The organism is Sphaerisporangium sp. NPDC005288, from assembly GCF_040607475.1.
Lineage (GTDB): Bacteria > Actinomycetota > Actinomycetes > Streptosporangiales > Streptosporangiaceae > Sphaerisporangium > Sphaerisporangium rhizosphaerae.
The window spans coordinates 17,827-40,115 of the sequence record NZ_JBEXGT010000041.1; the positions used below are offsets into that span (position 1 = coordinate 17,827).

At 69.8% G+C, this 22,289-nt stretch carries 18 protein-coding genes; 9 read left to right on the plus strand and 9 right to left on the minus strand.

The annotated features are described in order from the left end of the window. Positions 1 to 71: 71 nt before the first annotated feature. Complete coding sequence (locus ABZU32_RS31210) at positions 72 to 689, minus strand: GNAT family N-acetyltransferase (RefSeq protein WP_354927640.1); 618 nt, start codon at positions 687 to 689, stop codon at positions 72 to 74. A 515-nt stretch (positions 690 to 1,204) separates the two neighbouring features. Between ABZU32_RS31210 and ABZU32_RS31215 the strand changes: the two genes are divergently transcribed. The 3 genes from ABZU32_RS31215 to ABZU32_RS31225 all read left to right on the plus strand — a co-directional run bounded on the left by ABZU32_RS31215 (position 1,205) and on the right by ABZU32_RS31225 (position 4,879). Then, positions 1,205 to 2,437, plus strand: a complete 1,233-nt coding sequence (locus tag ABZU32_RS31215) for a PLP-dependent aminotransferase family protein (RefSeq protein WP_354852241.1) — start codon at positions 1,205 to 1,207, stop codon at positions 2,435 to 2,437. A 76-nt stretch (positions 2,438 to 2,513) separates the two neighbouring features. After that, positions 2,514 to 3,467: a D-alanine--D-alanine ligase gene (locus ABZU32_RS31220; protein WP_354927642.1), complete on the plus strand. Its 954-nt coding sequence runs from the start codon at positions 2,514 to 2,516 to the stop codon at positions 3,465 to 3,467. A gap of 356 nt (positions 3,468 to 3,823) precedes the next feature. After that, the gene (locus ABZU32_RS31225; protein WP_354927644.1) at positions 3,824 to 4,879 is read left to right on the plus strand and encodes an aminotransferase class V-fold PLP-dependent enzyme; all 1,056 of its coding nucleotides are present in this window, start codon (positions 3,824 to 3,826) and stop codon (positions 4,877 to 4,879) included. A gap of 1,958 nt (positions 4,880 to 6,837) precedes the next feature. Here the strand turns inward: ABZU32_RS31225 and ABZU32_RS31230 are convergent. From ABZU32_RS31230 to rpmH, 8 genes are all read right to left on the minus strand, one after another. Beyond that, complete coding sequence (locus ABZU32_RS31230; protein ID WP_354927646.1) at positions 6,838 to 7,803, minus strand: ParB/RepB/Spo0J family partition protein; 966 nt, start codon at positions 7,801 to 7,803, stop codon at positions 6,838 to 6,840. A 145-nt stretch (positions 7,804 to 7,948) separates the two neighbouring features. After that, positions 7,949 to 8,797, minus strand: a complete 849-nt coding sequence (locus ABZU32_RS31235; protein ID WP_354927648.1) for a ParA family protein — start codon at positions 8,795 to 8,797, stop codon at positions 7,949 to 7,951. A 224-nt stretch (positions 8,798 to 9,021) separates the two neighbouring features. Continuing rightward, a complete protein-coding gene (rsmG, locus tag ABZU32_RS31240) occupies positions 9,022 to 9,711 on the minus strand; it encodes a 16S rRNA (guanine(527)-N(7))-methyltransferase RsmG (protein ID WP_354927650.1) in 690 nt (229 codons plus the stop codon). 364 nt (positions 9,712 to 10,075) lie between these two features. Continuing rightward, positions 10,076 to 10,576, minus strand: coding sequence for a R3H domain-containing nucleic acid-binding protein (locus tag ABZU32_RS31245; RefSeq protein ID WP_354852138.1), 501 nt, complete (start codon positions 10,574 to 10,576; stop codon positions 10,076 to 10,078). A gap of 27 nt (positions 10,577 to 10,603) precedes the next feature. Continuing rightward, positions 10,604 to 11,566, minus strand: coding sequence for a membrane protein insertase YidC (gene yidC / locus ABZU32_RS31250; RefSeq protein ID WP_354852140.1), 963 nt, complete (start codon positions 11,564 to 11,566; stop codon positions 10,604 to 10,606). Positions 11,567 to 11,570: 4 nt separating this feature from the next. After that, on the minus strand, positions 11,571 to 11,828 hold the full coding sequence (gene yidD / locus ABZU32_RS31255; RefSeq protein WP_354852243.1) for a membrane protein insertion efficiency factor YidD: 258 nt from the start codon (positions 11,826 to 11,828) through the stop codon (positions 11,571 to 11,573). Between the two features lie 92 nt (positions 11,829 to 11,920). Beyond that, positions 11,921 to 12,292 (minus strand): ribonuclease P protein component, encoded by a 372-nt coding sequence (gene rnpA, locus ABZU32_RS31260; protein WP_354927653.1) that lies wholly within the window; start codon positions 12,290 to 12,292, stop codon positions 11,921 to 11,923. A 121-nt stretch (positions 12,293 to 12,413) separates the two neighbouring features. Next, on the minus strand, positions 12,414 to 12,551 hold the full coding sequence (gene rpmH / locus ABZU32_RS31265) for a 50S ribosomal protein L34 (protein WP_010849920.1): 138 nt from the start codon (positions 12,549 to 12,551) through the stop codon (positions 12,414 to 12,416). A 615-nt stretch (positions 12,552 to 13,166) separates the two neighbouring features. Between rpmH and dnaA the strand changes: the two genes are divergently transcribed. From dnaA to gyrB, 6 genes are all read left to right on the plus strand, one after another. After that, complete coding sequence (gene dnaA, locus ABZU32_RS31270; RefSeq protein ID WP_354927655.1) at positions 13,167 to 15,302, plus strand: chromosomal replication initiator protein DnaA; 2,136 nt, start codon at positions 13,167 to 13,169, stop codon at positions 15,300 to 15,302. A 575-nt stretch (positions 15,303 to 15,877) separates the two neighbouring features. After that, positions 15,878 to 17,014 (plus strand): DNA polymerase III subunit beta, encoded by a 1,137-nt coding sequence (gene dnaN / locus ABZU32_RS31275; RefSeq protein WP_354927657.1) that lies wholly within the window; start codon positions 15,878 to 15,880, stop codon positions 17,012 to 17,014. Between the two features lie 87 nt (positions 17,015 to 17,101). Next, on the plus strand, positions 17,102 to 18,046 hold the full coding sequence (gnd, locus tag ABZU32_RS31280) for a phosphogluconate dehydrogenase (NAD(+)-dependent, decarboxylating) (protein WP_354927659.1): 945 nt from the start codon (positions 17,102 to 17,104) through the stop codon (positions 18,044 to 18,046). A gap of 146 nt (positions 18,047 to 18,192) precedes the next feature. Beyond that, positions 18,193 to 19,488 (plus strand): DNA replication/repair protein RecF, encoded by a 1,296-nt coding sequence (gene recF / locus ABZU32_RS31285; RefSeq protein WP_354927661.1) that lies wholly within the window; start codon positions 18,193 to 18,195, stop codon positions 19,486 to 19,488. Next, positions 19,478 to 19,996, plus strand: a complete 519-nt coding sequence (locus ABZU32_RS31290; protein WP_354927663.1) for a DciA family protein — start codon at positions 19,478 to 19,480, stop codon at positions 19,994 to 19,996. Before recF ends, ABZU32_RS31290 begins: the two co-directional genes overlap by 11 nt. A gap of 346 nt (positions 19,997 to 20,342) precedes the next feature. Beyond that, entirely contained in the window at positions 20,343 to 22,286 is a 1,944-nt protein-coding gene (gene gyrB / locus ABZU32_RS31295; protein WP_354927665.1) for a DNA topoisomerase (ATP-hydrolyzing) subunit B, read from the plus strand. The last annotated feature ends 3 nt before the right edge of the window (positions 22,287 to 22,289 follow it).

The following is a 22,289-nucleotide window of genomic DNA, read 5'->3' on the forward strand; positions in this document are numbered from 1 at the left end:
TGGAGCCGTGGTGCCTGGGAGGTGGTGCGTGGGAGGCGTGGTGCGTGGGGCAGCGCGGGGCTCAGATCGCCTCAGACGGGGCGTAGCGCCCGTTCAGGAGTCATGGACCCCAGGAGACGCTCCAGTGCCACCTCGACGTCCTCACGCCACGACGCCGCGGTCTTGAGCTCCAGCCGCAGCCGCGGGAAGCGCAGATGCGGCCGGACGGTCTTGAACCCGACCGCGAGCAGGTAATCGGCGGGCATGACACAGCCGGGCTGCTCCCACTTGAGGTCGCCGAAGGCTTCGATCGCCCGGACGCCGCGCCGCGTCAGGTCCTTGGCCACGCCCTGGATCAGCATGCGGCCGAGCCCACCCCCGGAGAACTCGGGGATGATGTGCGCGGTCATCAGCAGGACGGCGTCCGCGCTGACCGGCGAGGTGGGGAAGGCCACCGAGCGAGGGACGTAGAGCGGGGGCGCGTAAAGCACGAAACCGGCCGGCACGCCGTCGACATAGCAGATCTTGCCGCAGCTGCCCCACTCGAGCAGGGTCGCGGAGATCCACGCCTCCTTCTCCAGCCCCGGATCGCCGGCCAGCTGGGCCCGCTCGCCGCTGACCGGGTCGAGCTCCCAGAAGACGCACCGCCGGCAGCGGCGCGGCAGATCATCAAGGTTGTCCAGCGTGACGTTCACCAGCCGACGCGACACCTCGAGGCCCCCAATCGTTGCGAGACGACGCGAGTGTGGGCGGAAATGCGCACGAATTTACGGCGTCTCCAAAGTGGCATGGTAGCCGAGTGAAAGCGGGATACGCCGGTCCTGCGAGCCGGGCCCGCGCGGCCTGTCGCCGCCGCGGGCGCCGAGCAGGGCGGACGCCGTCCCCGGGCGCCGCGAAAGCTCCGCGGACCGTCCCGCGCGTTTCCTCGCGGCCCTCGGCGGAGGACGCCAGGGGTGTGCGGGGCGACGACGAGGCGACCTACTCCGCGGCCTCAATGTCCACCCCAGAAATCGGCGGAGAAATGTCCGTAGTGCCGGTGAAGTGAAGAAATACGGAAGGGTTTCGAGGATGCCTGCCGTAGGCTGGTCACTCCGCAATGAACCTAGCTCGGCTATGCCCTAGGAGGTGGACCGTGACGGAAGAGCAGGATCACGGTCGGAGGACCGCGGCCCACGGGTCGCGCATCGACGCCTACATCGATCGGTACGCCGCACGGGCTACCGGCATGGTGGCCTCCGAGATCCGAGCTCTTTTCGCCGTCGCATCGAGGCCCGAGGTGGTCTCGCTGGCCGGCGGCATGCCGTACGTCACAGCCCTCCCCCTCGACACCGTCGGCGAGATCGTCGCCGACCTGGTGGCCCACCGCGGCACCGTGGCCCTGCAGTACGGCTCCGCCCAGGGCGACCCGCACCTGCGTGAGCAGATCTGCGAGGTCATGCGCCTGGAGGGCATCGAGGCCGGCCCGGACGACGTCGTCGTCACCGTCGGCTCCCAGCAGGCCCTCGACCTGATCACCCGTATCTTCATCGACCCCGGCGACGTGGTCCTCGCCGAGGGCCCCTCCTACGTAGGCGCCCTGGGCACGTTCGCGGCCTACCAGGCGTCGGTGGTCCACGTGACCATGGACGACGAGGGCCTCGACCCCGCCGCGCTCGCCGAGACGATCGACGCACTGTCCCGGCAGGGCCGTCGCATCAAGTTCCTCTACACCGTGCCGACCTTCCAGAACCCGGCCGGTGTCACGCTCAGCGCGTCGCGCCGCCGCCAGGTGCTGGAGATCTGCCGACGAGCCGGTGTGCTGGTCGTCGAGGACAACCCGTACGGCCTGCTGGGCTTCGACGGCGAGCCGATGCGCGCATTGCGCGCGGACGATCCCGAAGGCGTGGTCTATCTCGGGTCGTTCTCCAAGACGCTCGCCCCGGGCTTCCGCGTCGGCTGGGCCCTGGCCCCGCACGCCGTGCGCGACAAGCTGGTGCTCGCCCTGGAGTCGGCCGTGCTGTCGCACTCCACCTTCACCCAGCTCACCGTGGGGCAGTACCTCGCGACCCAGCCATGGCGCGAGCAGATCAAGGCGTTCCGCGAGCTCTACCGCGAGCGGCGTGACGCCCTACTCGGCGCGATGGACGCCCTGATGCCGCCCGGCTGCGTGTGGACGCGGCCCGCCGGCGGGTTCTTCGTCTGGATGACCCTTCCCGAAGGGCTCGACTCCAAGGCCATCCTGCCCCGCGCCGTCGCCGAGCGCGTGGCGTTCGTGCCCGGCACGGGGTTCTACTCCGACGGCTCAGGCGCGCGGCACATGCGCCTGTCGTACTGCTACCCCGAGCCCGACCGCATCCGCGAGGGCGTCCGCAGGCTCACAGGGGTGATCCAGCAGGAACTGCTCATGCGCGACACGTTCGGCACCGGCTCCGCTCCCGTCCACGGTGGGGTCGACACCCCCGGGCCGGACCTAGCCTGAAGATGACGTGCGGCAGGCGCCCGCTCCCCCGGCGGCGCCTGCCCCTGGAAAGTGCGAGCGGTAAGAAAGGTCCTTGATGAGCGATCTCGGCCATGTGCTGGTGCTGGCAGGCGGACTGTCCTACGAGCGCGAGGTCTCGCTGCGCTCGGGCCGCCGCGTGAGCGAGGTGCTTCGTGCGGCCGGGGTCGACGTCGAGACACGCGACACCGACGCGAGCCTGGTGCCCTCCGTCCTGGCCGATCCGCCCGACGTGGTCTTCGTGACGCTCCACGGCGGGAGCGGAGAGGACGGCGCCATCCGGTCGGTGCTCGAACTGCTCGACCTGCCCTACGTCGGCGCCGGGCCGCAGGCCTGCCGCATCGCCTTCGACAAGCCCACGGCCAAGACGATGGTCCGCTCGGTCGGCGTCCGCACCCCCGACGCGGTCGTGCTCCCCAAGGAGACCTTCCACGACCTGGGCGCCTCGGCCGTGCTCGGGCGCATCATCGAACGGCTCGGGTTGCCGCTGTTCGTCAAGCCGTCGCACGGCGGGTCGGCGCTGGGCGGCTCCATCGTCCGCAAGGCCGACGAGCTGCCCGCGGCCATGGTCGGCTGCTTCGCCTACGGCGACACCGCGCTCATCGAGCAGTACATCGAGGGGGTCGAGGTCGCGGTCTCGGTGGTCGACCTCGGCGACGGGCCCACCGCCCTGCCACCGGTGGAGATCGTCGCAGACGAGGGCGTGTACGACTACTCGGCGCGTTACACGGCCGGGCGCACCGAGTTCTTCGCCCCCGCGCGGCTCCGGCCGGAGGTCGCCGAGGCGTGCGCCCAGCTGGCCGTCACCGCGCACACCGCCCTCGGGTTGCGCGACCTGTCCCGCACCGACCTCATCGTCGACGCCACCGGGCAGCCGCACTTCCTCGAGGTCAACGTCGCCCCCGGGATGACCGAGACGTCCCTGCTGCCGATGGCCGTGGAAGCCGCCGGCCAGGACCTCAGCGCCATCTGCCACGGTCTCCTCCAGGCAGCGATCCGACGAGCCCGCTGAGCGGGTCCCGATGGGCTCTACCGGTCCGCAGACGAGCGGAGCGAGAGCGTACAGGCGGCCATGACGACCCCGCCGAGCTTGTCCTGGTGGCGTACCCGCCGCAGGCGAGCGGAGCGGGGGCGTTCAGACAGCCATGACGAACCCGCCGAGCGCGTTTCGATGGCGTACCGGCCCGCAGGTCAGCGGGGCGCGGGCGTACAGGCGGCCATGACGAATCCGCCGAGCGCGTTTCGGTGGCGTGTCTGCCACAGGTGATCGGAGCGGTGGCGCACAGGCGGCCATGACGAGCCCGTCGAGTTCGTTCTGGTGGCGTACCGGTCCGCAGGTCAGCGGGGCGCGGGCGTAGCCTTGCGGGCGTGATCGAACAGCTTCACTCCAAGAGCTTCGCGAGCGACAACCACGCCGGGGCGCACCCGGCCGTCCTCGCGGCCGTGGCCGCCGCCAACGCCGGCGACGCCCCCGCGTACGGCGACGACGACTGGACCGCCTCCCTGGCCGGGCAGGTGCGCTCCGAATTCGGCGAGCAGGCCACCAGCCTCGTCGTGCTGAACGGCACCGGGGCCAACATGCTGTCGCTGAGCATGATGCTGGGACGCCGGTACGAAGCGATCGTCTGCCCCGAGACCGCGCACATCGCCACCCACGAGACGGGGGCGAGCGAGCGGGTGCTCGGGGTGAAGCTCGTCACCGTCCCGACACGCGACGGGAAGCTGACTCCGGGGGACATCACCGCCCGGCTCGGCGGCCGGGGCAACATCAGCGAGGTCCAGCCGAGCGTGGTGTCCATCTCCCAGGTGACCGAGCTCGGCACCTGCTACACCACCGACGAGGTCGCGGCGATCGCCGCGACGGCTCACGACAACGGCATGCTGCTCCACATGGACGGCGCCCGCCTGGCCAACGCCGCCGCCCACCTCGGCTGTTCACTGCGGGCGCTCACCACCGACGCCGGGGTGGACGTCGTCAGCTTCGGCGCCAGCAAGAACGGCGCCCTCGTGGGCGAAGCCGTGATCGTCCTGCGTCCCCACCTCGCGGAGGCAGGGCCGTACCTGCGGCGGCAGACGCTCCAGCTCGCCTCCAAGATGCGCTTCGTCTCCGCCCAGGTCTCCGCGCTGCTGACCGAGGAGCTGTGGCGGCGCAACGCCGAGCACGCCAACGCGATGGCGCGCCGGTTGGCCGATGGTGTCGCCGGCCTCCCCGGCCTGGACATCACGTGGCCGGTCGAGTCCAACGCCGTCTTCGCCGCCCTGCCGACCGAGGCCATCGCCGAACTCCAGGCGCGATACCTGTTCCACGTGTGGGACGCCTCGCTCGGAATCGTGCGCTGGATGACGGCCTTCGACACCTCCGCCGAAGACGTCGACACCTTCGTGGCCGACATCCGGCAGACCCTCGAGTCCATGACCTCCTGATCCCTGTCCTCCTGACCCCCGTCCTCCCGTTCCACTCCCCTGCCGCCGCCCGTGCCGTTTCACGTGAAACATGGCCCAGCGGAGCGTGTGACGAGGCGACCCGCCACCGCAAATTTCCAGCTCCTCCCTCTCTCGCGTATCGGTGACTGATGAGTCCAGCGGGCGGGCGTGCTGGACGCCTGCCCGCTTCCCCTGGGGACTCCGTTATGGCCGGGTGCCGTGAGAGGGCGGGCGAAGTGGGGACCGCACGAAGATCCGCGCCGAGACGTACGTCGCCACCCCACTGGGCCGTTGACACCGAAGGGCCGACGGAGACGAAGCCACCGCAAACCGACTGAGCCGTCACCAGAGCATTTGATGGGTCCACCTCACCAGCCGGTGGCTGAGCCGGACATGGCTGCCCACCCTGTCGTATGTCACCGGCACCGGGTGATGGTGGGCGATCGTGCGGAGGGCCATGGCGTGGTCCATCTCGGCATGCGTGCGGGTTGGTGGACCGGCACGGCTGCCCACCAGGTCGACCCACCGACAATGAGTGACGACTGGGCGTGTGGAGCGCGGGCCGGCCGTCCACCACCGACATGGGGTGGCGACGGGGAGGTTGCACCGAAGTCCGCGCCTCACGTGAGTGCTGCAAGGACGGCTGCGAGGGCAGCCAGGCCCGAACGGAACGAACCCCACGCGGCGATCACTCGATTCGGCTGAGCCGTCGCCCACGGAGTCGCTAGACTCACTCCGCAAGCTGGCAGGTGGACCGACATTGGTACCCACCCGGTGTACGTCACCAACTTGGGGCGGTGGAGGATCGTGCGGAGAACCGTGGGTAGCACATCCCGGCAAGCGGCTTGGTGAGGAGCCAGCAGGCTGCGCCGGCCCTCCCACCTGCATGCCGGGGTGGGCCCATCCGAACTGCCGCTCGCGGCTCGGCCTGTGCGGCTGTACGCCGTTCCGCTTTGCCGTATCGCCGGCGCATGCCCGGTTGCCGCTCCCAAGCTTTGCAAGAGCGTCATTCCGTGTGCGGTGCTGGAGGATCCGGGTGGGCAGCCATGCCGGTCCACCCACCCTGCATGCCGGGGTGGGCCCATCCGAACTGCTGGTCGCGGCTCGGCCTGGGCGGTTGTACGCCGTCTGGCGCCGGGCTCGTCCGCTGCTGCAGGGTCCGGCGGGATCATGGGATATGCCCGGCCGCCTTGTCCCCTACCGGCAGCCGTCTCGCGGGCTGGCGACCGGGGTGGACAGCCACGTCCGTCCGATCAGCTGCATGTTTGGGGCGGGCCTATCCGGCGCCGATGACGGCTGGACTCGATCACCTGTCGCGTCGTCCGTCTCAGGCTCACCCACGGCTTCCCAAGCCGGCCGGATCACCGGTGCAACGGTCGGCCACCGCTCCGTACCCATCCCCTACCGCCGGATGGTGATGAGAGATCGGATGGGCGCCATGCCGGTCCACCTACCCGCTTGCCGAGTGAGTGGGGCCGGTCGCTCCTGCGGGCGCGGAGCGGTTCCTGACTTGATAAACCCTCAGCAGGGACAAGTGGATGGAGCAGGGGACGTCGGCTAGGTAGAGGTCCTGGTCGGCCGCAGGGCGGGCACCATCGGCGCCGAGCCAACCAGAGTCGCACCGCATCGGCGCCGACGGGCGAGTTCGCGGGGCCATATCACCGCGAACGTTCCGCGTCAGAGGTGTCCGACACCCATCGTCCCCACGGCCGACGAGGATGGGAATCCCACCCGGACGATACACGGTTTCACGTGAAACACCGGTCGGACACGGATAGGCACTGAACGAGGAACGCGTGAGCCAGGCGAAGAGATCCCGCCGTTTCACGTGAAACCACGCCCACCGAAATAGACTGCGCCTCCTGGCGGTATCCAGGAGGCCAGGCAGGATCATCGAGCCGGTTCGGGATGCACGGTCATGGTGGGAGCCAAGCGCGGGACGGGTTACCCCAGAAGGGTCAGTCTTCGGCGGCGTGGATGGCGGTGGCGGCTTCCGGGACCATGGCGCCGATGATGCGTTCAAGGTCGTCCATGGTGGCGAACTCGACGACGATGCGCCCCTTGTGTCGGCCGAGGTCGACCTTGACGCGGGTCTCGAAGTGGTCGGAGAGCCGGTGGGCGAGGTTGGTGAGGACGGGCTCGGGGGCGTCCTTGACACGGCGGGCACGGGGAGCGGGAGCGGCGGTCGCCTCCCCCATCGAGACGATCTCCTCCACGGTGCGCACGGAGAGCCCTTCGGCGACGATGCGGCCGGCCAGGTGCTCCTGCGCCGCCGGATCGCTGAGGGTGAGCAGCGCCCGCGCGTGCCCCGCGCTGATCGTCCCGGCGGCCACCCGCTTCTGGACGTTGGCGGGCAGGTTCATCAGGCGCAGGGTGTTGGTGATGTGCGATCGAGAGCGCCCGACCCGCTGTGCGAGCTGCTCGTGGGTGGCGCCAAAGTCGTCCAGCAACTGGCGGTACGCGGCGGCCTCCTCCAGCGCGTTGAGCTGCTCCCGCTGGAGGTTCTCGATGAGCGCCTCGCGGAGCATCTCGTCGTCCTGGGTGCTCCGGACGATCGCCGGGATCTCCGTCATCCCCAGCAGCTTGGAGGCGCGCCATCGTCGCTCGCCCATGATGAGCTCGTAGCGATCGTCATCCGCCGCGCGCACCACGATGGGCTGGAGCAGCCCGACCTCGCCGATGGAGTCGGCCAGCTCGCGCAGAGCATCGTCGTCGAAGATGTCCCTGGGCTGCCGGGCGTTCGGGATGATCGACTTGACCGGGATCTCCAGGAAGTACGCGCCCGCGACTGGCTTCGGCCCGTCATCGGCCGGTCGGGGCTCCGCCGGCGCCGCCGTCGGCCGGCTCGGCGCCTCGACGATCGGCCCGGTGGGGATCAGGGCCCCGAGTCCCTTCCCCAGTCCACCACGCTTCTGCTGAGCCACGAATCCTCCTCGCCCAACGCCACGCCCGCGCGGAGACGGTCACCACCGGCACCGCCTCTGTCGCCGCGTATTCCACTCGATCTCGGCCGAACCACCGGAACCCGGCGCAGGACACTCCACAGGAGGGTACCGCTGCCGGACGGGGTCAGCTTCCCGCTAGCGCCGCAGCGCGGAAGGCGATCTCCCGCGCCGCTTCCATGTACGCCATGGCACCGCTGGAGCCGGCGTCGTAGGTGAGCACGGACTGGCCGTAGCTGGGCGCCTCGGACACCCGGACGCTCCGGGGGATGACCGTGTTGAGCACCGTGTCCCCGAAATGGGACCGCACCTCGTCGGCCACCTGGGATGCCAGCCGCGTACGGCCGTCGTACATCGTGAGCAGGATGGTGGAGACCTTGAGCTTCTGGTTCAGGTGCACCCGGACGAGTTCGACGTTCTGCAGCAGCTGGCTGACGCCTTCCAGCGCGTAGTACTCACACTGGATGGGGATCATGACCTCCTCGGCGGCCACCATGGCGTTCACGGTGAGCAGGCCGAGGGACGGCGGGCAGTCGATGAAGATGTAGTCCAGGTCGACGGCGTCGAACGCCTCCAGCGCGCGCTTGAGCCGCGCCTCCCGGGCGACCAGCGAGACCAGCTCGATCTCGGCGCCGGCCAGGCCGATGGTGGCCGGCGCGCAGTACAGGTTGGGCATGTCGGGCACCGGACTGACGATCTCGGCCAGCGGCAGATCCTCGACCAGCACCTGGTAGACCGACGGAATGTCGCCGCGGTGCTCGACGGACAGCGCGGTGGAGGCGTTGCCCTGGGGGTCGAGGTCGACGACGAGCACGCGCTGGCCGTGCATCGACAGCCCGGCCGCCAGGTTGACGGCGGTCGTGGTCTTACCGACGCCGCCCTTCTGGTTGGCGATGGTGATGATCCGCGGCTTCGGGGGTCGGGGCCAGTCGCCCTCCTGCAAGGAGGACGAGTAGCCGATCGAAGCGGCGGCCACGGGAGCGGATGGTGCTGTTTCACGTGAAACCACTGAGCTGAGCGCCTCTCGGACCAGCGGCGAATCGCCGGGGTTAAGGGGGGGCTGAGACACGGTCGTCGTCCTTTCAACCGGCATGGCGGCATCAGGGGAAGTCGGCCAGCCGAGCCCCGTGGGCCTTCCGCCCGTGGCGGAGACATGACCAGCGGGCCATCCAAGGCCGCCTGCCGTATCCGGCATAACCGTCACCTCTTCCGTCGGCGCCGCGCACCCTGTGCACTTCGTGCTGGCGAGCGTCCGGCGACCACCCGGACAAGAGTCGCGGGCGGATCGACCTTACCGCGCCCGACTGTGACAAGCTCGGCGGAATGCACGCCATAGGCCTGCAATTGCTGTGCCGCGGCGTCGAGTTCCTCGGCGGCCCGCTCCCCCTTCATCGCCAGGAGCTGTCCACCCTCGCGCAGCAGGGGCAGCGACCAGGCGAGCAGGCGGTCGAGCGGCGCGACGGCGCGGGCGGAGGCCACGTCGAAGTCCCGCTTGCCCGCGAGTTCCTCGGCACGCCCGCGCACTACTTCCACATTGTCCAGCTTCAGCCCCTCCACGCACTCCTCCAGGAACGTCGTCCTGCGCAGGAGCGGTTCCAGGAGCGTCACCGTCACGTCGGGACGCACGATCGCCAGCACGATGCCGGGCAGCCCGGCGCCGGAGCCGATGTCGACCAGGCGGGCGTCCTCGGGCACGGCCTCGGCCACCACGGCGCAGTTGAGCAGGTGCCGGTCCCAGATGCGCGGGACCTCTCTGGGGCCGAGCAGCCCTCGCACGACGCCGGGGCCGGCCAGCATCTCCGCGAACGCCCGGGCCCGGGGCCACGCTTCACCGGTGAAGACCGCGCGCGCAGCATCGGGCGCGTCGGGCAGTTCTTCGCTTTCCGCCATCACTCACTCAACTAGAACGGTCACCATATCTTCGCGTAAGGGTAGCCCTCCCCGCCGTCCCCGACGGCTCGACGCGTCCGATCGGCGGGTTCGCGGGCCCGATCGGCGGAGCCGGACAGGACGGGGAAAAGCTCCGGGCGGCCGCGGTACAAGTTCGCGTATGGATTCGGCAGGCGGGGCGGGCGGGGGAGCGGCGCGACCGCCGCCGGCGATACAACTTGAGCGACGCATCGGGTTGCCCGGCTCCTGCGGGCAAGCGGGGTCCGGACAGCCCAAGGGCCGCCGATCCGCAAGATCGGCGGCCCTCTTCCAGGATGCCCCGGTCGTTCCGCTGCGCCCGCTCAGGCGCGGGCGCCCTCCGCCGTCAGGCGGGCAGGACGACGACGTAGCGCTCGGGCTCCTCGCCCTCGGACTCGCTGCGCAGGCCGGCCGCGGCGACGGCGTCGTGCACGATCTTGCGCTCGAAAGGCGTCATCGGCTGCAGGGACTTGGCCTCGCCGGAGCGCTTGACGTCCTCGGCGGCCTTGGCGCCCAGCTTGGTCAGCTCGGCGCGCTTGCCCTGCCGATAGCCGGCGACGTCGAGCATCAGGCGCGAGCGCTCGCCCGTGCGGCGGTGCACCGCGAGACGGGTGAGCTCCTGCAGCGCTTCCAGCACCTCGCCGTTGGCGCCGACCAGGTCGTTGCCCTTGATGTCAACGATCGACACGAGGGCACGGTCGCCTTCGACGTCCATGTCGATGTCGCCGTCGAGGTCGGCGATGTCCAGCAGACCTTCGAGGTAGTCGGCCGCGATCTCGCCCTCCTGCTCGAGGGCGGCGATGTCGGGCGCGGCCTTCGGGGCCTGCTCCTCGTTGACTTCGGTCACGTCCGGACTCTCCTTCAACACAACCGGCTACGGCTTCTTGCTACCTGTGCGCTTGCTGCGCGGCTGCCGCGTGGGCTGCTGGCGAATGACCTTCTGTTCGGGAGCGGGCGGCGGCGCGTCGGCGGGCTCCTTGGCGTCGGCCTTCCCTGGAAGGATCTTACTCAACAGGCCCGGCTTGGGCTCGGGTGTCACCATGTTGCCCTTGGCGTCCACCACCGGCATCGGGTGCCGGCTGTAGAACCAGTGTTGCTGACCGAGCGTCCACAGGTTGGTGGTGACCCAGTAAAGGATAAGGCCGAGAGCGAAGTTGAGGCTGAAGATCGCGAACAGCGGCGAGATGTACATCAGGATCTTCTGCTGCTGCGCCATGGGGTTGTCGGGCATCTGCGCCATGGACCGCGTGACGCTCTGCCGCACCGTGAGGAAGGTCGTGGTGGAGCTGATCGCGACGAAGATGCCCAGAATGATCTTCGTGATGATCGGGTCGGCGCCCAGGGCGTGGATCTCCGCGCCGCTGGTGAAGAAGGTCGCCGGGATGGGCGCGCCGAAGATGTGGGCCGATCGGGCGGAGTCGACCATCTGCTGCGACATGCCGTGGGCGGCCTTGTCCTCCGCGATCGACCGCAGCACGGTGAACACCGAGATGAAGATCGGGAACTGGGCCACCACGGGCAGGCAGCCGCCCAGCGGGTTGGCGCCGCCCTCCTGGTAGACCTTCATGACCTCCTGGTTCATGCGCTGCTTGTCGTTCTTGTACCGCTTGCGCAGCTCTTGCACCTTGGGGGCGAGTTCCTGCATCTTCTTCGACGAGCGCATCTGCTTGAGGAAGAGCGGGAAGATCAGCAGACGCATCAGCACGGTGAGCGTGATGATGGTCAGTGCCCAGTTCAGCCCGTTGTCGGGGGGAATGATGACGCTGTACGCCGCGTGAATCCACGCGATCACCGTCGCTACGGCGGTGTACAGCGGTTCCAGGAATGTCAGCTCCACCGAGCTAGCTCCCTTGCGTTTCGTCGTGGGACCGGACCGGGCGCGGGGGCACCGGGTCGTAACCTCCCGGGTGGAAGGGGTGGCAACGCCCGATTCGCCTGGCGGTCAGCCACAGCCCGCGCAACGCGCCGTGTACGGCGATCGCCTCGAGGCCATAGGCACTGCAGGACGGTTCGAAGCGGCATCGCGGCCCAAGGAGGGGGCTTATGAAGGCTCGATAGAACCGGATCGGGGCGATGAGGACACGGGCGCCCGCCGAGATCGCGGGAGGACGTCCCGCGTCCACGGTCGCGGTCGGCGCGGGGATCGCCTGCACGCCCGCGTCCCGCTCTCTCGCCTCTGGATCTCCGTTGGTCATGCCTGTCCATCCGTCGCGACCGGGCGATCGGACCGTCGCCCCGACGCCCGCCGTCCGATCAACCGGTCCAGCGCGACGTCGAGCTCGGCGGCGAGGTGCTCACTTCGCGCGGACGCCGCCTGTGGATTGGCGCGTACAACAAGCAGGCTACCTCGCGGCAGCGTGTGCAGGCGGTCGCGCATCAGGTGCCTCAGCCGGCGCTTGACCTGGTTGCGGACCACCGCGCCACCGACGGCCTTGCTGACCACGAAGCCGACCAGGGGAGGATCGCGGGGGTCGCCCCGGTCGCTGAAGTGGGCGACCAGGGTGGGGCGCCCGGCGCGCCTGCCCTTCCGGATGGCGCTCGCGAACTCCTCGCCCCGGCGCATTCGGGAAGCGGACGGCAACACGGATGGACCTGCTCTCAGACCGACAAGTGCCCGGGCACGGCTATCGCCCGCCGGTCAGTTCCGACGGGCGAGACGAGCACGCACCGGGCGCTCCGCGCTGTCAGGCGGACAGCTCCGCGCGGCCCTTGCGACGGCGGGCGGCGAGGATGGCGCGACCGGCCCGCGTGCGCATGCGCAGCCGGAAGCCGTGGGTCTTCGCGCGGCGACGGTTGTTCGGCTGGAAAGTACGCTTGCTCACGAGTGGGCTCCAGGCTTGAGTTCACCCGCACACGGTGCGAGCGATTGACACACAGGGCTTGGGCTTGCCGAATGCGTGGGCACGCCAAAGTGCCGTCGCGCGACAAGCCGACCGTCGTACGTTACGGGCCCGGGAGCCCGGAGGTCAAACCGGAACGGCGCGCGCGTGTCTCACGAAGCGGACGGCCGGCCCGGCCGGAGGACCCCGCGCCGGAGGACCCGTCCCAGGTTATCCACTATTCCACAGGGCGGATTTCCACCGCCGCCGCGTCATCCACAGTATGTGCACCATCTCGCCCCCAGCCTGCCACTAGGCTGTGGACAACGTCTTGAACAGGGATGTGCACAACGCTACTGTCGGCCCTCCGGACCTTCCCTCCAACTCACCGATGTGCGCGGAAGCGCACCTGGAAGGTTGTGGACCACGAGTGACCCCTGTGGACACTCTGTGGACTGCATGTGGACCCGTTGTGGACCACCGGAGGCAGCCTGCGGACAACGCTGTGGGGACAGCCGCGAGGCCCGGCGCCGACGGAGCGTGCTCCGGCAGGCGTCCATGTGGAAAACAGATCGCGGCGAGCGTGCGGGGGCCGCGTTAGGGAGGAGGGGCCGGACAATGGATGGCGTCGACCTCGGCCCATTGTGGGCCCGGGCGCTGGAGAGCTTCGCCGAGGGCAGCGTTCCGCCCCAGCAGCGCGCGTGGCTGAACATGACCCGGCCGTTCGGGCTCGTGAACGACACGATCATCCTCGCCGCCCCCAACGACTTCGCCAAGGACGTCCTTGAGACCAAGCTGCGGCCGCTGATCGCGCAGGCGCTCTCACAGGAGTTCGGCCGGCCGATGCGGGTGGCCGTCATGGTCGACCCCGTGGCCGTCGCCGGCGACCCGCAGGGCCCCGGGCCCGAGGGATATCCCCAGGCTCCCTCGCCGGGTTATCCCCATGGTGGACAACCTCAGCAGGGGTACGGACAGCCTGGCAGGCCGGGTTCCATGGGCCAGCAGTCCTTCCCCGACCAGGGTTCGTCCACCGACTATCCACAGGGCCGGCCACAGGCGCAGCCGTACTCCTATCCCTATGGGGGACACTCCGACGAGCCTTACGGAGGCGGCCCGGTGGGGTCGTCCCAGGCTTACCGCCAGGACGGCTACCAGGGTCCGGCCGAGGGCTTCCCCGGCCGGCCGGCCCAGCCCGGGCAGCCGGGCCAGGAAAAGGGGCATCCCTCCCAGCAGCAGGAGGCCCCCGCCTCCCAGCCGTATCCTCGCGGCGACGGGGCGCAGCCCTTCCAGCACGGCGAGCCCGGGCAGTCCTACCCCGGCGCCGACGGCCAGCAGGCGTTCCCGCGCGGCGAGTCGCCCCAGCCCTACACCTCGCACAACGACGGCCAGCAGCCTTACCCGCAGGGCGAGGCCGCACAGCCCTACCCGCGCGGCGACGGCGCGCAGCCGTTCCCCCGGGGCGAGGGCAACCAGCCGTTCCCGCGCGCGGAGGGCGCGCAGCCGTACTCCCGCGGCGAGTCGCCGCAGGCGTATCCCCAGCAGGGCGACGCGTCGCGTCCTTATCCTCCGCATTCTCCACAGGCGGGCGGCTACGGTGGACAACCTCCGTTCGCGGGCGGCTCCGACAGCCGGCCGCCCCGCCCGCGCCAGGAGCCCGAGGCCTATGACCGCCCTGTGCAGAACCGCTGGGACGGCCGGGGCGGCAAGCCGGGGGAGCCGGGCCGGCTGAACCCGAAGTACACCTTCGAGACCTTCGTCATCGGCGCGTCCAACCGCTTCGCGCACGCGGCCGCCGTCGCGGTCGCCGAGGCCCCGGCCAAGGCGTACAACCCGCTGTTCATCTACGGCGACTCCGGCCTCGGCAAGACCCACCTGCTGCACGCCATCGGCCACTACGCGCAGCGGCTGTACGACGGGGCGCGGGTGCGGTACGTGAGCTCGGAGGAGTTCACCAACGACTTCATCAACTCCATCCGCGACCACAAGGCCGACGGATTCCGGGCGCGTTACCGGGCTGTGGACATCCTGCTCGTGGACGACATCCAGTTCCTGGAGGGCAAGGAGCAGACGCAGGAGGAGTTCTTCCACACCTTCAACACCCTGCACAACGCCAACAAGCAGATCGTCATCTCCAGCGACCGGGCGCCCAAGCAGCTGGTGACGCTGGAGGACCGGCTCCGCAACCGCTTCGAGTGGGGCCTGATCACCGACGTCCAGCCTCCGGAGCTGGAGACGCGCATCGCCATCCTCCGCAAGAAGGCGATACAGGAGGGGCTCGCGGCCCCCGGCGACGTGCTCGAGTACATCGCCAGCAAGATCTCCACCAACATCCGCGAGCTGGAAGGCGCGCTCATCCGGGTGACGGCGTTCGCCAGCCTCAACCGGCAGTCCGTCGACCTGCAGCTCGCCGAGGTCGTGCTCAAGGACCTCATCACCGAGGACTCCAGCACCGAGATCACCATCGCGACGATCATGGCGCAGACGGCGGCCTACTTCGGGCTGTCGATCGACGACCTGTGCGGGAGCTCGCGCTCGCGCGTGCTGGTGACCGCCCGGCAGATCGCCATGTACCTCGCACGCGAGCTCACCGACCTGTCGCTGCCCAAGATCGGCCAGCAGTTCGGCGGCCGTGACCACACGACGGTCATGCACGCCGAACGCAAGATCCGGTCGCTGATGGCCGAGCGGCGGTCGATGTACAACCAGGTCACAGAGCTCACAAACCGCATCAAGCAGAATTCACGCAACGCGTGATGATCCACAGCCTGTGGATATCTCTGTGGATCAGCGCAAGGTGTCATTGAATGGCCGGAATGCCCGCTCTCGACGGCGAACAAGCAAGCGTCCGGTCGGGAAACTCGAATTCAGAGCCTGGGGACAACCTGGGGAAGACCTGGGGACTACTCGTGGACGAGCTGGGGACGCCCTGTGGGCGGAGCTCGAAGGCAGGTCCGAGAAGGTCTCTTACCCCGTGGATAACCGGTGGAAACCTCGTGGATGACCGGTGGATGAAGACCCCGGAAACTGGGGACGGCCTGTGTGCAACCTGCGGTCATCCCCAGGCCGGGCGTGACAATGCACCGCCCACCCACAGGCGCGGTGGACAAAAAAGCGGCCCTGAGCTGGGAGGACACCCATCTTCCACAGTATCCACGGCCCCTAAGGTGATTACCTGTATCTCTCTCTACTAAGAACTCAAGACCCATAGAAGGGTTCTCGCGGTCCTCCCGTGCGGGAGGGTGAACACTTGCATCAACGGCACGGAGCGCTCGAGCCGGGATCAAGACCGCGATCAAGACACAGCCGAGAACGACAGGAGGCGGTTCGACGTGATGTTCCGTGTCGACCGAGACGTACTCGCAGAGGCGGTCGCGTGGACCGCCCGAAGCCTTCCCGCCCGGCCCTCGGTGCCGGTGCTGGCGGGCATGAGGCTGGAGGTCACCGAGGAGCAGCAGCTCAAGCTCTCCGGCTTCGATTACGAAGTCTCCGCCGAGGTGACCCTCGAGCTGCAGACCGGCGACCCCGGCCTGGTGCTCGTCTCCGGCCGCCTGCTCGCCGAGATCACCCGCGCGCTTCCCTCACAGCCTGTGGACTTCGTGGTGGAGGGCGCCAAGGCGGTCGTCACCTGTGGAAGCGCCCGCTTCACCCTGCTGACGATGCCCGCCGAGGACTACCCCTCGCTCCCGGCGATGCCGCCGGCGGCCGGGCGGGTCGGCAGCGACATCTTCTCCTCGGCCGTCGCCCAGGTCGCCGTGGCGGCCGGCAAGGACGACACGCTGCCCATGCTCACCGGCGTGCGCATGGAGATCGAGGGCGACACCGTGACCCTCGCGGCGACCGACCGCTACCGCCTGGCCGTCCGCGAGCTGAAGTGGCAGCCCGACCAGCCCGACTTCTCGGCCATCGCGATGATCCCGGGCAGGACGCTCGCCGACACCGCCAAGTCGCTGACCACGGGCGCCGAGGTCGAGATCGCCCTCAGCTCCTCCGGCGGCACCGGCGAGGGCATGATCGGCTTCTCCAGCGCCGGCCGGCGCACCACGACCCGGCTCCTGGACCCGGAGTTCCCGAAGTACCGCTCCCTGCTGCCGACGGAGTTCTCCGCCCACGCCGACCTCGCCACCTCCGCGTTCGTCGAGGCGGTCAAGCGCGTCGCGCTGGTCGCCGAGCGCAACACCCCGGTGCGTCTGGCCTTCCACGGCGGCGAGGTCGTGCTGGAGGCCGGCAGCGGCGACGAGGCCCAGGCGGTCGAGGTGCTCCCGGTCGACTTCGACGGCGACGAGATCAACATCGCCTTCAACCACCAGTTCCTGCTCGAGGGCCTGGGCGCGATCGACTCCGACGTGGCGCGGCTGCAGTTCACGACCTCCACCAAGCCCGCCATCCTCACTGGTGGCAAGCCTGTGGACGACGGTGCCACCCCCGACTACAGGTACCTCATCATGCCCATCAGACTGTCCAGTTAGGATCCCCCTGGTCCACATCGAATGGACGGGGCGGGGCAGGGTACGGCGCGTGGGACACGTCGTCGATGACGGAGATCTTGGCAAGGGGTGGCTGCGATGCAGATCGGCATGATCGGGCTGGGCAAGATGGGCGGCAACATGGCCGAGCGGCTGCGCCGCGCCGGGCATGACGTGGTCGGCTACGACCGCAACCCCGAGTCCAGCGACGTCGCAAGCCTCGACGAGCTCGTCCAGCGGCTGCAGGCGCCCCGCGTGGTGTGGGTCATGGTCCCGGCTGGCGCGCCGACCAGGGCCACGATCGACCAGCTCTGCGAGGCGCTGTCGCCGGGCGACATCGTGGTGGACGGGGGCAACTCCCACTACCTCGACGACAAGAAGCACGCCGACCAGCTCGGCACCCGCGACATCGGTTTCGTCGACGTGGGCGTCAGCGGCGGGGTGTGGGGCCTGCAGAACGGCTACGCCCTGATGGTCGGCGGCGACGCCGACGCCGTCGGCCGCCTCATGCCGATCTTCGAGTCGCTCAAGCCCGAGGGCGAGGACGGCTTCGTCCACGCCGGCACGGTGGGCGCCGGCCACTTCGCCAAGATGGTCCACAACGGCATCGAGTACGGCATCATGCAGGCGTTCGCCGAGGGCTGGGAGCTGCTGGAGGCCACCGACATCGTCACCGACGTGCCGGGCGCCTTCAAGAGCTGGCGCACCGGCACGGTGATCCGCTCCTGGCTGCTCGACCTCCTGGTGCGCGCCCTGGACCAGGATCCCGACCTGTCGGAGCTCAAGGGCTACGCCGAGGACTCCGGGGAGGGCCGCTGGACGGTCCAGGCCGCCGTCGACCACGCCGTGCCGCTCCCGGCCATCACGGCGGCCCTGTACGCGCGCTTCTCCTCGCGCCAGGAGGACTCCCCGGCCATGAAGATGGTCGCGGCCCTGCGCAACCAGTTCGGCGGCCACGCGGTGGCCTCCGTCGAAGGCCAGCACACCAAGGGCGCCGACGCCCCCGGCGCGGACGTCACCCCCCCGATCGACTGAGTCGTTCGGCCTCGCTCCGCTCGGCGGGCTCGGGGCGCCTTTGAGGCGGCGCTGAGGGGGCGTGCGGTGCCGTCGTGGTGGTGGCGCTGTGAACGGTGTCGGAGGTTGTACTGATGTTGTCGTAGGGGCCCAGTAACCTTCGTGGGGTGCATGTCGCCCACCTGTCGCTGACCGACTTCCGGTCCTACTCCTCCGTGGAGCTGGCCCTGGAGCCGGGGGTGACGGCGTTCGTCGGCCCGAACGGCCAGGGCAAGACCAACCTCGTCGAGGCCCTGGGGTACGTCGCGACACTCGGCAGCTTCCGGGTGGCGACCGACGCGCCGCTGGTCCGTCAGGGCGCCACCCGGGCGATCGTCCGTGCCGTGGTGGTCCGCGACGACCGGCGCGCCCTGGTCGAGCTGGAGATCAACCCAGGCCGGGCCAACCGCGCCCGCCTCAACCGCGCCCCGGTCGCGCGGCCGCGCGAGATCCTCGGCCTGCTGCGCACGGTCCTGTTCGCCCCCGAAGACCTCGCGCTGGTGAAGGGCGACCCGGCCGACCGGCGCAGGTTCCTGGACGACCTGCTGGTCTCCCGGGCGCCCCGCTTCGCCGGGGTGCGGGCCGACTACGAGCGGGTGCTGAAGCAGCGGGGCGCCCTGCTCCGCAGCGCCATGCAGGCGCGTCCGGGCCGCAGGCAGAGCTCGCGCCGGCAGGAGGCCGAGGCGGGGTTCGCGGCGGCCGGCGCCGGGGACGCGCTCGGCACGCTGGAGGTCTGGGACGCCCACCTCGCCCGCCACGGCGCCGAGCTGCTCGCCGCCCGCCTCCAGCTCGTGGCGGCGCTGCGCCCGCTGGTGGCCAAGGCCTACGCGCTGCTCGCCCCGTCGTCCGCCCCCGCCGGCATGGAGTACCGCCACACGTTGTCCACAGCGGTGGACGGCCTGCCGCCGTCTCCGCCCGGCGAGGGCCACACGGCCCCAGGGCCGTCCACAGCGCCCGAAGCGGCACTCCCAGGCACCCCAGGCACTCTGGGCGCTCCGGGCCCGGAGGAGGCCCTGCCGGACCGTTCCGCCTTGGAAGAGGCGCTGCGGGCGAGTCTGCTCGCGGTCAGGCAGGCCGAACTCGAACGCGGCGTCACCCTCGTCGGCCCGCACCGCGACGACCTGCTGCTGCGGCTGGGCGACCTGCCCGCGCGCGGCTACGCCAGCCACGGCGAGTCCTGGTCGTTCGCGCTGGCGCTGCGCCTGGCCGCCTACGACCTGCTCAGGGCCGAGGGCGGCGACCCTGTGCTGATCCTCGATGACGTCTTCGCCGAGTTGGACGCGCGCAGGCGGCGCAGCCTGGCCGAGATCGTCGCCTCCGCCGAGCAGGTCCTGATCACCGCGGCGGTGCCCGAGGACGTCCCCGCACAGCTGTCCGGCGCCCGGTTCGACGTCGCGGAAGGGAGCGTCGCCCGTGTCAGGTGAGACCTCCGGAGTCCAGTCGCCCGACATCGTCGCGGCACGCGGCGCGGCGCTCGCGCGCGAGAAGCTCGCCCAGGCCAAGGCCGACGCCGCCAAGCGCGGGCAGCTTCCCCGGCGCGAGCCCCGCCGCCGCTCGGCCGCCCGCCGGGACGCCGGCGATCCGCAGCTCTTCGGCCGTGCCATCCGCGATCTGCTGGCCGACCGGGGGTGGGAGGAGCCGCTCGCGGTCGGCGGGGTGTTCGGGCGCTGGCACGAGATCGTCGGGCCCGATCTCGCCGCGCACACCAAACCGGAGACCTTCTCCGAGGGCGAGGTGCTGGTCGTCGCCGACTCCACCGCCTGGGCCACGCAGGTGCGGCTGCTCGCTTCCACCCTGGTCAGACGGCTGAACGAGGAGCTCGGCGACGGCACCGTCCAGCGGGTGAAGGTCCGCGGGCCGCAGAACGGCCCGAGGCCCTCGGGCGGGCTGCGCGTTACCGGCAGCAGGGGCCCCCGTGACACGTATGGTTGACAAAGGGCTCACAGCGTCGCCCGACCGGCGACGGAGGAGGCCCTTCCCCGGGGAAACCGATCAGAATCACGGTGGCGGCGGTGACCCCCCTCCCCCGTGGGGGGATGCTCAGTAAGGCATCCAACGCCCGACAGGCCACCACAGCGGCCGTCAATGCCACCTGATGCGCTTCTGACCGGTAGAATGAACTCGGATTCCGGACACGTCCGCATGCGAGTCACCCCCGGCCGCGCGCCGATCTCCCACGGGTGGTCGCATCGAGGCACTCACGACGGTGACGGGCACGGCAGGAGCAGCCGCATCACGGCCTCTCCTGTCGCGTGTCCGCGGCAGGAGGATTTGGCACTTGTCCTACGACGCTAGCTCAATCACCGTTCTCGAAGGGCTTGAGGCGGTTCGTAAGCGCCCTGGCATGTACATCGGCTCGACCGGAGAGCGTGGTCTCCACCACCTGGTCCAGGAGGTTGTGGACAACTCCGTCGACGAGGCACTCGCCGGCTACGCCGACCACATCGAGATCACTCTCCTCGCGGACAACGGCGTCCGGGTAGTGGACAACGGCCGCGGCATCCCGGTGGGAATCGTCCCCGGCGAGCAGCGGCCCGCCGTCGAGGTCGTCCTCACCGTCCTGCACGCGGGCGGCAAGTTCGACAGCAAGTCCTACGCCGTCTCCGGCGGCCTGCACGGCGTCGGCGTGTCGGTGGTCAACGCCCTCTCCACCCGCCTGGAGGTGGAGATCAAGACGGAGGGCCACTACTGGCGGCAGTCGTACGTCGAGAGCAAGCCCACCGGTCCCCTGGTCAAGGGCGAGCCCACCGAGGAGACCGGTACCTCGATCACCTTCTGGGCCGACGACACCATCTTCGAGACCACCACGTGGAACTTCGAGACCCTGTCGCGCCGCTTCCAGGAGATGGCCTTCCTGAACAAGGGCCTGACGATCGTCATCCGCGACGAGCGGCCCGACCACGTGAACGGCGAGCCTCATGTGGTGACCTACCACTACGAGGGCGGTCTGTCCGACTTCGTCAAGCACATCAACTCCAAGAAGGAGCCGGTCCACAACTCGGTCATCGACTTCGAGTCCGAGGGCGAGGGCATCTCCGTCGAGATCGCCATGCAGTGGAACGGGTCCTACAGCGAGTCGGTCTACACCTTCGCCAACACCATCAACACCGCCGAGGGCGGCACCCATGAGGAAGGCTTCCGCGCGGCGCTGACGACTATCGTCAACCGCTACGCCCGCGAGCAGAAGTTTCTCAAGGAGGGCAAGGACGACAACCTCACCGGTGACGACATCCGTGAGGGCCTCACGGCGATCATCTCGGTGAAGCTCGCCGACCCGCAGTTCGAGGGCCAGACCAAGACCAAGCTCGGCAACACCGAGGCCAAGTCGTTCGTGCAGAAGGCCTGCAACGACTCCCTGCGCGACTGGTTCGAGCGCAACCCGGGCGAGGCCAAGGAGATCATCAACAAGTCGCTGCAGGCGTCCCGCGCCCGCATCGCGGCCCGCCAGGCCCGCGACCTCACCCGGCGCAAGTCGCTGCTGGAGGCCGGTTCGGGGCTGCCGGGCAAGCTCGCCGACTGCCAGTGGACCGAGCCCGAGAAGTGCGAGCTGTACATCGTCGAGGGCGACTCCGCGGGCGGCTCCGCCAAGGGCGGCCGCGACCCGAAGTTCCAGGCCATCCTGCCCATCCGCGGCAAGATCCTGAACGTCGAGAAGGCCCGCATCGACCGCGTGCTCAAGAACAACGAGGTGCAGGCGCTGATCACCGCGCTCGGCACCGGCGTGCACGCCGAGTTCGACATCGCCAAGCTCCGCTACCACAAGCTCATCCTGATGGCGGACGCCGACGTCGACGGTCAGCACATCACCACCCTGCTGCTGACGCTGCTGTTCCGCTTCATGAGGCCGCTCATCGAGGCCGGGCACGTCTACCTCTCCCAGCCCCCGCTCTACAAGATCAAGTGGGACCGGAAGGGTGAGGACGCCAGCTACGCCTACTCCGACCGCGAGCGCGACTCCATCATCGAGGCCGGCATCGCCAACGGCCGGCGCGACCCGCGCATGCACGACGGCGTTCAGCGCTTCAAGGGTCTGGGCGAGATGAACGCCGCCCAGCTCTGGGACACCACGATGAACCCGGCGACCCGGGTCCTCCTTCAGGTCACCCTCGACGACGCCGCCCAGGCCGATGAGATGTTCACCGTGCTGATGGGCGAGGACGTCGAGGCGCGCAGGTCGTTCATCATCAGGAACGCGAGGGATGTCCGGTTCCTTGACGTGTAACGG

What these genes read in the sequence shown, in the direction of transcription:
- ABZU32_RS31220 (WP_354927642.1), top strand. Translation starts at nt 2,514, where the DNA reads ATGAGCGATCTCGGCCATGTGCTGGTGCTGGCAGGCGGACTGTCCTAC.
- rsmG (WP_354927650.1), bottom strand. Translation starts at nt 9,711, where the DNA reads ATGGCGGAAAGCGAAGAACTGCCCGACGCGCCCGATGCTGCGCGCGCG.
- dnaA (WP_354927655.1), top strand. Translation starts at nt 13,167, where the DNA reads ATGGATGGCGTCGACCTCGGCCCATTGTGGGCCCGGGCGCTGGAGAGC.
- ABZU32_RS31215 (WP_354852241.1), top strand. Translation starts at nt 1,205, where the DNA reads ATGGTGGCCTCCGAGATCCGAGCTCTTTTCGCCGTCGCATCGAGGCCC.
- rnpA (WP_354927653.1), bottom strand. Translation starts at nt 12,292, where the DNA reads ATGCGCCGGGGCGAGGAGTTCGCGAGCGCCATCCGGAAGGGCAGGCGC.